General features: G+C 45.0%; 14 protein-coding genes. 5 read left to right on the top strand and 9 right to left on the bottom strand.

The features are described from left to right. Window positions 1–173: 173 nt before the first annotated feature. The 4 genes from IEY48_RS07510 to IEY48_RS07495 form a co-directional block, all read right to left on the bottom strand. Window positions 174–1,631 (bottom strand): sensor histidine kinase, encoded by a 1,458-nt coding sequence (locus IEY48_RS07510; protein WP_188918882.1) that lies wholly within the window; start codon window positions 1,629–1,631, stop codon window positions 174–176. Beyond that, on the bottom strand, window positions 1,631–2,365 hold the full coding sequence (locus tag IEY48_RS07505) for a response regulator transcription factor (protein ID WP_188918880.1): 735 nt from the start codon (window positions 2,363–2,365) through the stop codon (window positions 1,631–1,633). The genes IEY48_RS07510 and IEY48_RS07505 overlap by 1 nt, the downstream gene beginning before the upstream one ends. A gap of 83 nt (window positions 2,366–2,448) precedes the next feature. Beyond that, window positions 2,449–3,168: a spondin domain-containing protein gene (locus IEY48_RS07500; protein WP_188918878.1), complete on the bottom strand. Its 720-nt coding sequence runs from the start codon at window positions 3,166–3,168 to the stop codon at window positions 2,449–2,451. An 11-nt stretch (window positions 3,169–3,179) separates the two neighbouring features. Further along, complete coding sequence (locus tag IEY48_RS07495) at window positions 3,180–3,881, bottom strand: spondin domain-containing protein (protein ID WP_188918875.1); 702 nt, start codon at window positions 3,879–3,881, stop codon at window positions 3,180–3,182. A 144-nt stretch (window positions 3,882–4,025) separates the two neighbouring features. On the opposite strand from IEY48_RS07495, the gene IEY48_RS07490 reads away from it, so the two are divergent. Continuing rightward, entirely contained in the window at window positions 4,026–4,580 is a 555-nt protein-coding gene (locus IEY48_RS07490) for a GNAT family N-acetyltransferase (RefSeq protein WP_308424890.1), read from the top strand. A 31-nt stretch (window positions 4,581–4,611) separates the two neighbouring features. Further along, window positions 4,612–5,952, top strand: coding sequence for an NAD(P)/FAD-dependent oxidoreductase (locus tag IEY48_RS07485; RefSeq protein WP_188918873.1), 1,341 nt, complete (start codon window positions 4,612–4,614; stop codon window positions 5,950–5,952). Between the two features lie 34 nt (window positions 5,953–5,986). Here IEY48_RS07485 and nhaC read toward each other — a convergent pair whose 3' ends face one another. The 4 genes from nhaC to purH form a co-directional block, all read right to left on the bottom strand. Next, a complete protein-coding gene (gene nhaC / locus IEY48_RS07480) occupies window positions 5,987–7,486 on the bottom strand; it encodes a Na+/H+ antiporter NhaC (protein WP_188918871.1) in 1,500 nt (499 codons plus the stop codon). A 366-nt stretch (window positions 7,487–7,852) separates the two neighbouring features. Next, the gene (locus IEY48_RS07475) at window positions 7,853–8,077 is read right to left on the bottom strand and encodes a hypothetical protein (protein ID WP_188918868.1); all 225 of its coding nucleotides are present in this window, start codon (window positions 8,075–8,077) and stop codon (window positions 7,853–7,855) included. Between the two features lie 353 nt (window positions 8,078–8,430). Beyond that, entirely contained in the window at window positions 8,431–9,732 is a 1,302-nt protein-coding gene (gene purD / locus IEY48_RS07470; protein WP_188918866.1) for a phosphoribosylamine--glycine ligase, read from the bottom strand. Between the two features lie 86 nt (window positions 9,733–9,818). Next, window positions 9,819–11,408, bottom strand: coding sequence for a bifunctional phosphoribosylaminoimidazolecarboxamide formyltransferase/IMP cyclohydrolase (gene purH, locus IEY48_RS07465; RefSeq protein WP_188918864.1), 1,590 nt, complete (start codon window positions 11,406–11,408; stop codon window positions 9,819–9,821). A gap of 317 nt (window positions 11,409–11,725) precedes the next feature. Here purH and zntR point away from each other — a divergent pair, with 317 nt between their 5' ends. From zntR to IEY48_RS07450, 3 genes are all read left to right on the top strand, one after another. Further along, complete coding sequence (gene zntR, locus IEY48_RS07460) at window positions 11,726–12,187, top strand: Zn(2+)-responsive transcriptional regulator (protein ID WP_188918862.1); 462 nt, start codon at window positions 11,726–11,728, stop codon at window positions 12,185–12,187. A 2-nt stretch (window positions 12,188–12,189) separates the two neighbouring features. Then, complete coding sequence (locus IEY48_RS07455) at window positions 12,190–13,605, top strand: SO_0444 family Cu/Zn efflux transporter (protein WP_188918860.1); 1,416 nt, start codon at window positions 12,190–12,192, stop codon at window positions 13,603–13,605. Window positions 13,606–14,022: 417 nt separating this feature from the next. Next, complete coding sequence (locus IEY48_RS07450; RefSeq protein WP_188918858.1) at window positions 14,023–16,041, top strand: multiheme c-type cytochrome; 2,019 nt, start codon at window positions 14,023–14,025, stop codon at window positions 16,039–16,041. A 101-nt stretch (window positions 16,042–16,142) separates the two neighbouring features. Here the strand turns inward: IEY48_RS07450 and IEY48_RS07445 are convergent, their stop codons facing one another. Then, the gene (locus IEY48_RS07445; protein WP_188918856.1) at window positions 16,143–16,949 is read right to left on the bottom strand and encodes a S1/P1 nuclease; all 807 of its coding nucleotides are present in this window, start codon (window positions 16,947–16,949) and stop codon (window positions 16,143–16,145) included. Between the last annotated feature and the right edge of the window lie 86 nt (window positions 16,950–17,035).

Here is a 17,035-nt window from a genome sequence, read left to right as displayed (position 1 = left end):
TTTAATGATAAAAACTCATTTATTCATAGTGTTTTAGATTATCGTTTTTATATACCTGCACGTAGCCTGAGGCAGGTAATGAGTTACTTTGAAGTTTAATGATAAGCAAAACTGAGTCAGTACCATTGAGGCCATGAATCAAATCACTGACCATTTGCGATTCAAAAATGAGATTAACTTTGCGTCACCAACTCTATCTTAAACTCACTTCCCACCCCTGGTTGGCTGTCTATTTCAATTTTGCACTTTAATAACCCCAATAGCTGCCTGACGATGGCGAGTCCGACGCCGAGTTGTGGCAGGCTTTGATTGGGCTCAAATGACAGCGTGGTCATCGACAATTGTTTCAAGGCATCAACTTCATGTTTGTGCATGCCTGCGCCGGTATCACGCACGGTTAACCATTGTTGGTCACTGTGGAGTGCATTAATGATTTGGATTTTGCCGCCAGCAGGAGTGTAGCGTAGCGCGTTGTCGACTAAGTTGTTGAGGATTCGGCGCATTAAGGTGGGGTCGGTATAGATTTGACCTGCATGATTAATGTCAAAATCAAGTTGTACCCCCAACTTTTTAGCCCGTGGGGTAAAGGTTTGTTCAATGTCGCTGAGTAATTCAGTTAAGTTAACTTGTTGTAATTGCGCATCGATTTGACCGTTTTCTAATGCGGCTAACTCTAATAACTGGGCAAGCAATTGCTGTAAAGTTTGACCGGAGTTGGCAGCGTATTGGATCAATGCTTCGTCGCGCTCATCTTCGGGTAAAATAAGCCAGGTATCGATATAGCCCAATAGTGCAGTCAGCGGGGTTTTTAAGTCATGCGACAAGTGCAATAAAAAGTCATGTTTAGCTTGTTGCTGTCGTTTAACTTGCTGTTGTTGTAATTGGATTTCTTGCAGTAAATGATTGATATGATGACTCAGTTGGCTTATCTCTAAACTGCCGCGATAACGCTGTGGCAGCATGAGATTGTCTGACATAGGCTTATCTTTTAGCTCGGTTAAGTCTTGGGCTAATTTTTGGATCGGACGAGTAAAATAGCGCAATAAAATCACAAAGAGCACTAAGGCAAAAATGATCCAAAAACCGATGGTCGCGCCCCAAATTTTAGGTTGGTTTTCGGCGTTGATCAGCGCTTGCCAGCTGTCGTAATCTTCACCTCCAATAATGACGTACAAATAGCCGTTGTGCAGGCCTTCTGGTGTCACAAGTTTACTCACCGAAAATATCTTTTGGGTGTCTTCACTACGCGGATCGGTGCCCAGCACAGGCAGGTTTTCGCCGGTTAAAAACTGCTGAATAATATTGGTATCAACGCGGTGAGTTTTGATTTTTTCATCTTTGGCATCATAGGCAACGACGTTGCCATTAGGGTCTAGAGTGTAAATTTCAAAACTTGGGCCTAACAGCATAAAGTCGTGAAAAGCTTCTTTAAGCGCAGCGTCAGAGGTAATCCCTTGAGACAATAGCGGGTTAATGTGAGCCATGTGTTCTGCCAGCTCACGGTGCAGTGATTGTTGTATTTGATTGCGGCTAAACTCATGGTTGAGTTGCAACCATTGCCACAAGGCGACAAATAACAACAATACAATCAGTGTAGCGGCCAAAAATAGTCGGTTGAATAAACGATTCATTAGTGGGTTTGCACCTCTGGTGGTGAAAATTTATAACCCACGCCCCATACGGTTTTCACTAAGTCGTGTTCGGGTGAGCACTGCGATAATTTATTGCGTAATCGGTTGATATGGCTATTCACTGTGTGCTCGTAACCGTCGTAGTTATAACCCCATACCGCTTCGAGTAATTGCATACGGCTAAAGACTTGTAGCGGGTGTTTGGCTAAAAACAGCAGTAAATCGAACTCGCGGGCGGTGAGGGTCAGTGCTTTGTTAAATGCGGTAACTTCGCGAGTACTGGAGTTAATGATGACGCTGTTAAATTCAATTTGTTGAGTTTGCTCTTGCTGGGCTTTACCGCGTCTTAGTAAGGCTTTTACACGTGCGCGAAGTTCTAATACGCTGAAGGGTTTCACCAGATAATCATCGGCTCCGGCCTCAAGTCCTAATACCACATCAGCTTCTGAGTCTTTAGCCGTTAATAGCATCAACGGGACTTCCTTACCGGCTTGGCGTAATTGTTCGCACAACATAATGCCGTCACCATCGGGGAGCATGCGGTCCAATAAAATTAAATCGAGCTTTTTATGCTCAATAATCTGCATGGCTTGCTTTAATGTTGTGGCGTGGTCGACGTGATAATTGAGTGCTTTGAGGTTAAGAATGAGTAATTTAGCCAAGTCTTGTTCATCTTCTACCAGCAAAATATGTTGCGGGTAGGCATGGTTGTTATGTTTAGTGGTTCCATTCATGTTGAGCTCCCCAAAGCAAGTCCAGTTTTGACATTAATAACTAGACCTGCCTTGAGGAGAATAAATTTCAGCCTGGTTGAAATTTATTCAGTTCTGGTAATGGTGACGGCTAATACTGGGTTATCAAACCGATGCGAAGCATCCAGTACTGAGTCGGCTAAACCGTCATACATTGAAATCACCCCTGGGTGAATATGAACAAAGTCGACATCATCACGCGCGGCATTAAAACCTTCGCCGCCATCTGCTGGGCCTGGCATAGTGCCTTTGGCTTCGCTGTTGGCTTCGGTGCCCGCATCATAGGCCATAAACTTCATTGAGCTTGAGGCGTCGACTTGCATACCCGCAATGCTGTAGCTGTTTACGCCGGTAAAGGCGTCGTTAGTGTTAACCAACATAGTCGCTAGGCTCACACTGGCGACGTCGGCTTCATCTAATGTGAGCGTGAGGGTTTCACTCATGCCGGGCATGATAAGTCCCGCTCCGTTAACGCTGCTAGTCATCACAGCTAATGCGGCTATATCTGCGGTATCGCCACCTTCAGCCATTTTTTCTATCGCTTCGCTTGCCATTTCACCGGCGTTCCATAACATCGCATCGCTAGCATGAGCGGCTAAAATTACCGGAGACATGGGCTGGTTAGCCGTCAGGTTAGTGACAGTGACCGTGAAGGTTTGCATCACAGCTGCTGGCGGAGTCTCGTCAACGGTGTCATTGTCGTCATCATCACACGCTGTTAATAAGATGGTCGCTGCCAACATGGCCAGTAAACTGGGCTTTAATGTAAAGTCAGTGAGTTTCATGGGCTACCTCCTTATTTTACTGTTACCACAACTTTGGCAACAGGATTCAACCAGCGGTGTACGCGGCTGTCTAGGTCACTCATGCCACCAGCAAGGTCCATGTCGCCTAATACGCCAGGATGAGTATGAACGTAACTGTTGTCACTATTGTCCATTACGCCAGTACCGTTAGCCCCACCATCGCCGCCAGGTGCTGCAGGAATGCCCGGTACTCCAGACATGCCGCCACCATTAATGATTTCATCATTGGCTTCGGTGCCAGCATCATACGCATTAACGTACATAGTATAAGTGCCGGCTTCTGTTGGAATTTCCCAGCCATCTAGCCCAACAAAGGCATCGTTGGTGGGTAATACCATGGCAACAATCGATAAATGAGTGTTATCGCCAGTATCTAACATCACATCGCTGACACTCATGCCTGCGGCTAATAATCCCATTGCTGGGTTGGCCGATGTGACGCCCGCATTACCGGTAACCGCGGTATCTAAATCGGCAATATCGCCACCTTCGGCCATTTTTTGTAATGCCGCCGAGGCTTCGGTGCCCACCTGAAATAAGTGGCTATCAGCATCGTGGGCCGCGATTAAAAGAGGGGTGAAGTGATTTCCGTGAGTTAAATTGGTCACGCTAACTTCAATATCCGCTGCCAAAGTTGGAAGGCTAAATAATCCAGCAGCCATAAGACTTGCAGCCATTAATGTACGTTTCATAACCGAGCTCCTTTTGTTTAATTGCATCCAGTATGCGACAGGAGTTTCACTAGGTTATTGCCGAATTATCACAAAAGTTTAACATCGTAGCGGCTCGATATTAGCGTGTGATAAAGTGTGCTGAAACAACTAAAAATAGTAGATATGATGATTAGAGAATTGACCCACGCTGACTTTGACGCAGTGATTGCTTTAGGCGAAATTGTTCATGGTAGTGGTTATATGGACATTGATGAACTCACGGCGATTTATTACAAAGGCATTAAACACGGTATTAACGCCAATTTTGTCGCAATTGAAAACGATCAGCTTATTGGTTTTAGATTAACCTATGCCGCTGGGCAATGGCCGCAAGATCAATGGTGCACGGTAGATAAGTGGGGTATTGCATTTGAGGATGTGTGTTATTTCAAGTCAAACACCATTGCAAAATCTGCCCGTGGAAAAGGCCTCGGCGGACAGTTATTAGCAGCCTCTAAAACGGCAGTGATTGCCCAAGGGGCTAAAGCGGGAGTGAGCCATTTGTGGCAACAAAGCCCCAATAATGCAGCAGTGCGTTATTTTACGAAAGCGGGTGGGCAGCTAATTGCCGAACATCCTCAGCGCTGGCACCAACGTTACATGGGCGAAGAGTATATGTGCGTTATTTGCGATCACGACTGCCACTGTGTCGCCTGTGAAATGTTGTTAGTTTTTTAGCCTGATTTCCCTTATTAATAAGAAGAATAATATGTACGATCCGCTGGTAAATTCTCATCCTAACAATCAACCTTTTGCGCCAAGCTATTGGGCGACGACCCAGGCATTAGGCGCACCAACAGCCGCATTATCTGGCCGACAACAAACCGATGTGGCGATTATTGGTGGTGGCTATACCGGGTTATTAACCGCGTATTACCTGGCGAGTGAGTTTAATATTGATTGCCATGTATTAGAGGCTAATCAGGTGGGATTTGGTGCCAGCGCCCGCAACGCTGGATTTGTGTTAAAAGGCTCGGGTCGTTTGGGTTATGCTGCCATGACCCAACGCTGGGATTTAGCCACCACCAAAGGCATTTATGATGAGTTTACCCAGGCTGTCGCGCGCGTCGATGGCTTAATTCAACAACACAATATTGCTTGTGAGCCGCAAGAAGCTGGCTACTTAAAAGTGGCCCATAATCCCAAAGCCCTGGTCACACTGCAAAATGCGGCTCAGTATATTCAACAACACCTAACAGATAGCCAAGACAGCGGCGCTGAGTTTATCACTAGCGATGATTTTCGAGCCCAGTATTTAGACCATCATCAAGCCTATGGCGCTTTACGCTTAAAAGACGGTTTTGGTCTTAATCCGCTTAAATTATTACTCGGTTATAAGGACATGGTACAAGCCCAAGGCGTGACGATTTCTGAACAATCTTGTGTTGTAGAGTGGCTTGAAGAGGGCGGTAAGCATCGTTTAATCACCGCGAATGGTGAGTTGATTGCCAATAAGGTGATTATGGCAGGCAATGGCTACACACCAAAGCGCTTTAATCAGCGTATAGATGACAAGTTTTTACCGATATTAAGCAATGTGATTGTTACCGAGCCGCTCACTGCGCAAGAGCTGGCACAAGCTGGTTTGCATACGCATCAAGTCACCATGGATACACGTATTTTAAAATACTATTACCGCTTACTGCCAGACAACCGTTTACTGTTTGGTGGTCGTGGTGCGGTGTGGGGCAAAGATGCGGCAAACCCTGTATATGGTGAGCGCTTAAAAATGGCGCTTAATAAGTGTTTTCCGAGCTTATCAAGCAAAGCGATAGCCTATAACTGGACCGGATGGATTGTTGCTGCGATGGACGATATGCCTCATGTGTATAGTCAAGGTAGCGTAGGGTATAGCTTAGGATATTGCGGTGCGGGCGTGTCGTTTAGCAGTCAAGCGGCGTATCGATTAGCACAAAGCATTGCCGGTGAAACGTTGCCTAACCTTCCTTTATATCAGCAAGCGTTGCCGAAATTCCTCTTTACCCAAGCAAGGCGCCTTGGGCAATGGGGATATTATCATTATGGTTGGTTAAAGGACCGCCTTGGTTAACCTGCTATTTCTAGGTGAGTAGACGACATCTTAGCTAACCGACGACTTCGCCAGTGCTTATTTTGGTTTCGTCTAATGGTTCGATTTTGAAGTTGAAATAGGCATAAGTGGCACTCACAAATGGGCAGACTAAGTTAAAGAAGGCGTAGGGCAGGTAGGCAATGGTTGCTACGCCTAAGGTGCTGGCCATAAAGGCGCCACAGGTGTTCCAGGGCACTAATGGGCTGGTGACTGTTGCAGAGTCTTCAAGTGAGCGACTCAAATTAACCGCGGCTAATTTACGGCGAGTGTATTCAACCTTCAGCATTCGCCCAGGCAGTACAATCGCAATGTATTGGTCGGCGGTAATGATGTTAGCGCCAATACACACCCCAATGGTGGTAATGATCAGGCTGGTGGTACCGCTCACTACGGTCAGAATGCTTTCTAAAATACGATTTAATAATCCAGTGACTTCCATTACACCGCCAAATGCCATGGCGCATAAAATTAACCACACAGTGGTCACCATGCTGCTCATGCCGCCTCGGCTTAATAGGCTGTCTAATACTTCATCACCCGTGTTGGCAACGTAACCGTCAAACATGGCAATCCATAAGCCTTTTACCAGTGCAACTACCGGTACGAGTGTATCGTCGTGAACAAACGCGATCACGTTATCAAATTGAAACAGCGCCGCACATGCAGCGCCGGCAAGTGTGCCTAATATTACCGTGGGAAAAGCAGGCAATCTGCGGTTAGCTAAATACAACACCACTAATAATGGAATGAGTAAATGCAGCCCAGGGCTGTAGGTTTTGTCTAATAGCGCCAGAGTGTCGGTAAGTTGGTTTTCAATCGGGGTGGCATCCGCGGTTAAGCCTAAAAAAGTAAAGCCGATAAGGGCAATAATAATGCTCGGTACTGTAGTCCAGGTCATGTGGCGAATATGGCTAAAGATATCGGTACCTGCCACAGCTGGTGCCAGGTTGGTGGTGTCAGACATTGGCGACATTTTATCGCCAAAATATGCACCACTGATAATGGCGCCGGCGGTAATGTTCACGTCTAAGCCCATTGCTGACGAAATACCCACTAACGCGATCCCGAGGGTACCAGCAACCGTCCAGGAGCTGCCGATACTTAACGCCACTACTGCGCACAATAGACAACAAGCGGTATAGAAATAATCGGGATTAAGGATTTGCATGCCATAGTAAATCATCGTTGGCACAGTGCCTGCTAAAATCCAGGTGCCAATGAGTGAGCCCACGCTGAACAAAATTAATAGCGCGCCTGTGGCAACCCCGATACTTTTAACAATTCCGCGCTCCATTTGGTTCCAGCTGTAGCCATTCTTATAACCAATGATCATTGCTATACATGCGGCTAACACTAATGCGATTTGGTTGGCGCCAGATGAGCTGTCGGATGAAAATAAATATACCGCAGCACCCAGCATGATAATGAGTGCAAATACGGGAATAAGCGCATCGAGTAACGTGGGCTGTTTATGGTTCGATGGCGACGGTTTTGAAGGCTCAGCTTGAGACATACGATTTCCTTTATAATTATTATTTTGACCAATATCTCATTCGTGTGAGCTGGCTTAATGCTTTTCTAATAACTTGGTAACGAATTTGTAACAGGCCACATCCTGACAAAAAAAGGCCAATAAGTCGAATATTGTTATCGTGAACCAATGATTTGAATGAACAGTATTAAGTGAGGTGGTGGGGTGTTGTGCTTGCTTAGTTACTTGGCTTGGTTAAATATGCTGATATTGACTGGTCGCTCGCATAAATATCCGCTAAGGGTATATGGTGGAACCAGTGATACCCTTGTTAGGATCTCTCACTTTACTCAGTCGGATGAACGATGTGAGTGCGCGATATGGGATATGAGTGTTCTATATGAGTAGTTACTTGGGGTGATTGAGGTGGTTAACTATGGCGCTTTCAGCATCTGCTTTGTTGGTTTTACCTTTCGCAGGGGGAGTGTCAATCATCGCACTGTGGCCTGTCACATCTTCGGCAATATGTAACCAATCTGGATGCCAATAAAAAGTGGCCCCTGCTAATGTATTCCAGCCATGTACGCCTGATTTTTCCCCTTTGTAGATAAGGTCTTCGATAGAATATGACATTGTGTCCTCCCAAAATGATTTATAAGGCTTGGTAATGTTCAGCAATCAGATTGATAAACACTATCCAATTCGTTTTATATTAGGGTGCACCTCATACAGCACTGTTTTTGTGATCTAGATCACGTAAAGTGGTGTTTATGAACAAGGTGAATGATGTTTAACCTTTGGCGTTAATTGAAATATCAAGCTTGCAGGTCAGTCTGGCTGGGACGTTATGATCATAATGCAAGAGGGGGGTTAGTGTTTATTGGGTTCACATGGCATTAAAGAAAGTTGATGGTCGTATAAATAAACACTCCCTGCGATGATGCCATCGAAGGGAGTATTTTACGTTAACACAATAAGCGAATGGCTTACGCTTTACCTTGCTCACGTGCAATGGCGCGGTAAGCAATATCGGTACGGAAATAAACGTCATCCCAATGGATGGCATCCACTAAACCGTAAGCAGCTTGTTGGGCTTCGGTTACCGTGTTACCTAATGCGGTAGCGCATAATACACGGCCGCCGTTAGTCACAACGTGGCCGTCTTTCATCTCGGTGCCGGCATGGAATACTTTGCCGTTTACATCGCCAAGCGTTAAGCCGTCAATCACATCGCCTTTATGGTAGGCATCTGGATAACCGCCAGCGGCCATCACCACACCGACTGCTGCGCGTGAGTCGAACTCTGCGGTGACTTTGTCTAACTCACCACGAGTGGCTGCCAGGCAAAGCTCAACAATGTCAGACTGTAAACGCATCATAATCGGTTGGGTTTCTGGGTCGCCAAAGCGGCAGTTGTATTCAAGCACTTTAGCGCTGCCATCTGGCGCAATCATTAAGCCAGCGTATAAAAAGCCAGTGTAAACATTGCCTTCTGCCGCCATGCCATCAACGGTTGGGCGAATAACATTGGCAATCGTCCAGTCGTGCACCGTTTGCGTGACAACCGGCGCAGGAGAGTATGCACCCATGCCACCCGTGTTAGGGCCGTAATCGCCGTTGTCGCGTGCTTTATGGTCTTGGCTGGTGGCCATGGCAAGAATGTTTTTGCCGTCTACCATTACGATAAAGCTGGCTTCTTCGCCTTTTAAAAACTCTTCAATTACCACGCGTGAACCCGCATCACCAAATTTATTACCGGCAAGCATATCGTCAATGGCAGCATCGGCTTGGGCTTGATCGGCGGCGATAATCACGCCTTTACCAGCAGCTAAACCATCGGCTTTAATCACAACAGGGAAACCCGTTTTAGCGGTTAATGTAGCCGCATAAGCTTTAGCGGGGGCAATCTCAGTGAAGTTTGAGTACTCAGCCGTTGGAATGTTGTGACGGGCTAAAAAGTCTTTGGTAAAGGCTTTTGACGATTCAAGCTGTGCCGCGCCTTTCGTTGGGCCAAAAATCGCTAAACCGGCAGCATTAAAAGCATCAACAACGCCTAATGATAATGGCACTTCAGGGCCGACAATGGTTAGCTCAATTTTGTTGTCTTGAGCAAACTTAACTAAATCAGCAATGGCTTCAACTTGAATGGCCACATTTTGTAATTTTGGCTCTAAAGAGGTTCCAGCATTACCAGGTGCAACAAACACTTTTGTAACTTGAGCAGACTGAGCCGCTTTCCAGGCTAAAGCATGTTCACGACCGCCACCGCCAATAATAAGTACCTGCATCTTTATTCACCTTTTTAATAAACTAAATAATTTGATTCTTTAAACGAAAAAAGCAGCCAAAGAAGGCTGCTTGTTTCAAGTGGAATTTAGTGGCGGAAGTGACGCATGCCAGTAAATACCATGGCCATACCGTGCTCATCTGCCGCGGCGATGATTTCTTCATCGCGAATAGAGCCACCCGGTTGGATGATGCAGCTAATACCCGCAGCCGCTGCAGCATCGATGCCGTCGCGGAATGGGAAGAAAGCGTCAGATGCCATCACTGAGTTTTCAACCACTAAACCTTCATCGGCAGCTTTAATACCAGCAATTTTCGCTGAGTAAACGCGGCTCATTTGGCCTGCACCGACACCGATTGTCATGCCATCTTTGGCGTAAACAATGGCGTTAGATTTAACAAACTTGGCCACTTTCCAGCAGAACATTAAGTCTTTTAATTCATCAGCAGTTGGTTGGCGTTTAGACACCACTTTAACGTCGTCTAGGTTAACCATGCCTTGATCGCGATCTTGTACTAACAGACCGCCATTGACGCGCTTGTAATCAAGTGTTGTGGTTTGAGTATTCCACTCACCACACTCAAGTAAACGCACGTTCACTTTAGCGGCAACGATGCCACGTGCTTCTTGGCTAACCGTTGGCGCGATAATCACTTCAACAAACTGACGGTCAACAATGGCTTGGGCCGTTTGTGCATCTAACTCTTGGTTAAAGGCAATGATGCCACCAAAGGCTGATGTTGGGTCGGTTTTGAATGCACGGTCATAGGCTTCTAATAAGTTAGCGCCTAATGCCACTCCGCAAGGGTTAGCGTGTTTAACGATAACGCAGGCTGGGCCTTCAAACTCTTTAACGCATTCAAGTGCAGCGTCAGTGTCGGCGATATTGTTGTAAGACAATGCTTTGCCTTGTAACTGAATCGCACTGGCCACTGAGGCTTCATCAATTTTCGCATCAACATAAAATGCGGCTTGTTGGTGGCTGTTTTCACCGTAGCGTAAATCTTGCTTTTTGATGAACTGCGAATTGAACGTACGTGGGAATGTAGAATCGTCGTGGCACTCATCTTTGCTGTGTGCTGGCACCATAGTACCAAAGTAATTGGCGATCATTCCATCGTAAGCAGCGGTATGTTCAAAGGCCGCAATGGCAAGGTCAAAGCGAGTTTCTAGCGTTGTGCTGCCGTTGTTGGCTTGCATCTCAGCAATCACGCGACCGTAGTCTTTTGTGTTAACCACAATCGTGGTGTCTTTGTGGTTTTTGGCGGTTGAGCGCACCATGGTAGGGCCGCCAATGTCGATGTTCTCAACAGCGTCGGCTAAGGTGCAACCTGGTTTAGCCACAGTTTCAGCAAATGGGTATAAGTTAACCGCCACTAAATCGATAGGGTTAATGGCGTTTTGCTCCATTACCACTTCGTCAATGCCGCGACGGGCTAAAATGCCGCCGTGAATTTTTGGATGTAAGGTTTTAACACGACCATCCATAATTTCTGGGTGACCTGTGTAGTCAGAAACTTCAATTACCGGGATATTATTGTCTGCAAGTAGCTTTGCAGTACCGCCCGTTGATAAGAGTTCAACACCTTGTGCATGCAGCGCTTGTGCAAACTCAAGGATTCCAGTTTTATCTGATACGCTTAATAGCGCGCGACGAATTGGTCTGACATTATTCATGTAGGTACAGGGTCCACTAGTTTGATTTTAAGGATCTTTCGTAAAACAGAATTGTCTGAAGTCTGCTTTACCAAAGTCCCTCATGATGTTGCGATAACACCACTAGATGACTGTCTTATGATCAGGCGGGCGTATTTTATCGTAAACCGCATGTATTGGGTGTTTTTTCTGTGTGATTTCACAATATTGAAATGAGAACAAAGATAATCAAAAATAAACCATAACTAACCCTTGACCTTGGATTAAACTCTAAGGTTTATACTTAAGCTAGTTTCAGAGACTTTTAGCTGAATCACTTTCTGAGTTGAGGTTAAATTATGTATCGAATAGGTGAGCTTGCTGCCTTGTACGACATCAAGGCTGACACATTACGGTTTTATGAAAAACATGGGCTGTTGTCTCCTTCGAGTCGCTCAGATTCAGGCTATCGATTATATAATCAAGACGACTCTGAAAGGTTGAAGTTTATCTTGCGCGCTAAAGCGGTGGGTTTTTCGCTTAATGACATTGCCGATCTATTGTCTATTGAAGTGGACAAGTCAAACCGAGCCTGTGCAGAAGTCAAAGGCTTGGTTGACACTAAGCTTGAACAGGTTGAAGCTAAGTTAGCGGAGTTACAACATTTTGCGACCTCGTTAAAGAGCTTATCGAACACCTGTTGCGGCGGCCCCGATAGCGCTGAACATTGCTCGATATTGGAAGCGTTAGAGTCGTCCGATCAACATATTATTGCCAAAAAAGAACATCATCATTTCTCTCATTCGGGTCATAAGGACTAATTATGTTATTGACCAATTTTGTTCACTTATTTTTAGAGTCCGCCCCCTGGCTTTTGCTGGGTTTAGTATTAGCTGGGTTGTTAAAGGTGTTTGTGCCAATGGCGTGGATGCAAAAGCAACTGGGTGGACATGGGGTGAAAACGGTATTTAAGTCGGCGCTATTAGGTGCACCTTTACCTTTATGCTCGTGCGGGGTTATTCCTGCGGCGGTTGGCTTACGCCGTGCCGGAGCTTCAAAAGCAGCTACCACGTCGTTTTTGGTATCGACACCTGAAACCGGCGTCGATTCGATTACCGTATCTTACGTGTTGCTGGGCCCGTTTATGGCCATAGTGCGTCCTATTGCCGCTATTACTAGCGCCATTGTGGCGGGGCTGTTGGTGGGACGCGATGACGATGATGGTGTGCCTGCAACAGCTAAGGCTCAATCAGACAGCAGTGCAACGGCTAAAGTTGAATCATCTTGCTGTGCAAGTAAAAAGACCAGTCCATCAAGCCCGTCTCAAGCAGCTTCAAGTACCCGCGACAGCAATGCTGAAATCGTGCAACATGCTGGCGTGAAAATGACCGCAGTTAAAGCAGAGTCAGTATTAAGCCCTATGGCCTCAGCCAACGTGTTGAGTGCTGAACAAGCGCCAAAGCAAAGCAGTTGTTGTGCGAATAAAGCTGATACCCAACCTAAAGAGGTGAAATCAAGCTGTTGCAGCACCAAAGTCGAGCCAGAGGTCGCCGCAACAAGCAGTTGCTGCGCATCAACATCAGTGAAAGCAGAGCATACAGAAAGCACTGCAGAGGCTAGCTGCTGCACGTCAACTCAAGACATCGCAACCGAGCTTAAACAAAACAGCGTATTTAGCCGAGTATTATCTGGTTTGCATTATGCGGCCACGGATTTAATTAAAGACACCACACTATGGTTATTAGTCGGACTGTTCTTTGCCGCCTTGGTACAGACTTATGTACCTAGTGACTTTCTAGTGAAGTGGGGCGATGGTATTTTGGCGATGTTAGTCATGGTGCTTGTGTCTATTCCTATGTATATCTGTGCTACAGCCTCAACACCTATTGCGGCTGGACTGTTATTAGCTGGTGTATCTCCTGGTGCAGTATTGGTATTTATGATGGCAGGCCCAGCAACTAATATTGCGACACTCGGTGTTGTCACTAAAGAGTTAGGCAAACGTGCGCTTTATGGTTATTTAGGTGGTGTTATCGGTGTGTCGTTAATCTTTGGCGTGTTGGTTAACTATTTGGTTGATACCTTTGGCTTTAAAGTGATGCCACAAATTGGCGAAGAGCACGCATTATTACCGCAAGGTGTGGTAGCTGTTTCAGGTATTGTGTTGGCGATCTTAATGGCGAAAGTGTTGTGGGATATGATCCCAAAAGGCAATAAAGAGAAAAGCTGCTGTTCATAATCAGCGAATAATGTTAAACACAAATTGTCAGTTTTTGCGTTTTAATTAAAAAAGCCAGTGATTAATATCACTGGCTTTTTGGGTTTTTATCGCACTCATTTATAGGCAGATTTGTTTTGTTATGGAGTCATCAATATTTGCATAAATAAGTGCGTATTTATGCATACGCAATAATGTGTAAATCAGCCTCAATAGCTATTTATTCAATGCTTCAGTTCCTTAAAAATACCTTAAGTTTTCAACAATTTTTACATATTATGAAGCACCTCATGAATTAACAACAATTAAACATTTCTGCACTTTAATTGCACAAATATTGTGATTTATCTCTCCTTGACTTTTATCAACTTGCACTACTATCGCGGTCGTAAGATACCTATAAAGTAATAAGTCGTTATAGCGACGCAGGAGTGAAAGATGAAAACAATAAAAATGTGCAAAATAGCATTGCTCATCGCATTGTCATTGGGCGTAGTCGCTTGTGGCAGTGATGGTAAAGATGGCGTCGATGGTGTTGACGGTATTGATGGCCAGGCTGGAACCCCCGGTCTACCTGGTACTGATGCTTCAGCAATAACAGTAAAAACATCGACAGCCACCAATGTTGAGTTAATCGACCATGTTGTTGCTGATGGTCAAGTTACAGTAGAGTTTGGTATTACCAATGAATCAGGTTATGCAATCACTGGCTTAACAGATGCATCGATATACTTAGCTGCTAAAACTGAAAATGGCATGCAACGCAGCCGAGATGGTAGTGTCGGTGGTAATGCTACGGTGGGCGGTACATCGCCTACAGAAGGTGCGTCGCTAACCTTACTTGATAATGGTAACTATCAATTAGTTGCACCAATGGCGGGTGTGCAAGCTGACACTGAAGCGTTAATTCGTTTACAAGTTGGCGGCGGCGATATTGCCAAGTCACCTTATATGCTTATTGCTAAACCTGAGATGATGCATACCTCAACAACTGAAACATGTTATGCATGCCATGTTGATTATGCCGAGTCTGACCTTAAGCATGCAGGCTATGTCGCGTTAAATACCGATGGCGAAGTTGATTTTGTTGGCGGTTGTATGGTGTGTCACAACAACGTACCGCGTGATGTTGCTGCTGACGGCACCTCATTAAATACCGGTGGTTATGCTAAAAACACCATGCAAATGCTTGGACACATTAACCACCAAAATTTTGAAAAAGATTTTGAACCAGCTAACTGTTATACCTGTCATGCTGAGCCTGTGATGAACACTAGCCTTGCTGGTAACGGTTGTGCAGACTGTCATAACACGTCTAGCAGTTCTAGTTATGCCCAAGTCATCAGCAACAGTAATAGTAGTGAGTTTGATGCGAGAGAGTTCCACTTAAATAAGAGTGGCTTAGAAACCTTGCAATCGATGCGCGTAAGTTACACCGCAGAAACCACTGTACCGCAAAAAAATGATGAAGGTGTATGGTGTACTACTATGTCGTTATTTGACATTAGTAGTGGCACTAAGACCCAAGTTAATATTGGTGCGCTATACAACAAAGATGGTGATACTTCAGGTGCGACCAACGTTATAGGTAAGCCGATTGTGTATGCTGGTGCTTATTTACATGGCTATTACAACGAGTCTATTGTCGGTCGATTTGCTGGCCATGGTAGCGATGAAATCAAAACGGATAATGCTGATGGCTCAAGAACGCACTGTTTCCCATCACCATCAAGTGGTTTTGATCAAGCAAGTATTATGGCAACGGCTCGCATTTCATTAAGCTACCCAGGTTGGGTGCAAAATGATGGTGAAACGTCTATGTCATTTACAGCCTATTCTGACGCTGTTGATCAAACAACAGGTGACATTGTTGAGTATGAGCGTCGCTTAGCTGTGACCAACGATAGCTGTACAACGTGTCATAATAGTGAAACTAACTACCACAAAAATGGTGCTTACAATAATGGTGGTGTTGATTGCGTTGCTTGCCATAACAATGGACAAGATCGTAGTGCGGCAAACTCAGCCCCTGGTTATGGCCCAATGGTACACAGTATGCACTGGGGAATTGGTAACTCGTTATCTGGCGCTAAAATAGATGCTGATGGCAATAATATTACCAACTCTGCCACGGCATTAAATGCCATTAACTGTGTGTCTTGTCATGCTGATGGCATTGACTTGAATGCAATACCTAATCAGTACATACGTGCTAAAGCATTCAATAATGGCGACCAAACTAAGATGGCTAGTCCAATCGCTGCAAACTGTTTTGCCTGTCATAATGGCGACCAGGCTTTGAATCACATGGAGTTAAACGGTGGTGAAATCAGTGCAGAAAAAGGCTCTGGTAACGACGGTACTTGGTTTACTCAACCTACCGGCGAATCTTGTGCAACATGTCATGCAGAAGGCCGTTCATTTGGTATCGAGAAATACCATAAGTTTGAACGCTAATATGCACTATGTCGTTAGCCTTATTGACTAACGACATAGCGTAAATCACAACGGGGATCAATTGATCCCCGTTTTATTTTGTTAACTGTTTTAACGGATGATTAATGAAAAATAGCATTGAGTTTTTCAGCTAAGCGGATGCCTGCTTGTTGCAATCTTTTTTCAACAATAGGTTTATTAACAAATACATAATTGAAGCGTAAATCATCTTCTCCCTGATAGTTTTGCTCCAAAATATAGGTTTTTTTACGTAAAAACTTAGACTCTTCAGCCCACTCATAATAACTTTGCCCTGACCATTGCTGGCGCTCACCTTGACTAATGCGGCTCAAAAACTCACTGTATTCGGTGTAGCTTAATTGCTGTTGCTCGATGATTTTACTGTCCCATACGCTGTGTAAATTGGTTTCTTGGCCAAACCATTTTACGTTAATTGTGTTACCACCTTTATCGTGGCGATGTCCCACATGTAAAGGCTGGTGGATATCACCCACAAAATGTACATAAAAGGCCAGCGCTTGCCATTTATCTTTTTGGCTAGTTTTAGTATTTTTCAGAACATTTTCAAATAGTTGTAGGCTTTTAATGATATCGCCATCTGGATTGCGTGTTACTGACTGCCATGTTTCATCATCTTCAATTGAAATGTAATGCCAGGGCGCTGCATGATGCCAGTTTTTATCTGAGCGAATTTCATCTGCCCATGTAGACATTTGCGCTAAGCTTTCCCCATTTGTTAGCTGATTAATCTGTCGCTTCGCGTTATCGCTCAAGTGTTGTTGAGCCAAGTCGCCAACGATACGATGCCCCAGCTGCCCAAAGGCAAAAGCCGGTGAGTTGATGCTTAACGAAAGTAATAACCCGCTCGCTATCATCATGCTTTTATTGACCCAAACTGACTTTCTCATTTTTCCACTCTTTTTAGTGCGTTGTTTGGCTGCAAACAAACCTTGCAATTTTTGACGGGAATATACAGCACCTTTATGACAGTTTT

The organism is Shewanella saliphila, from assembly GCF_014648295.1.
Classification (GTDB): Bacteria; Pseudomonadota; Gammaproteobacteria; order Enterobacterales; family Shewanellaceae; genus Shewanella; species Shewanella saliphila.
The sequence above is the reverse complement of the archived record's forward strand: the minus strand, read 5'-3'. Positions and strand labels throughout refer to the sequence as shown.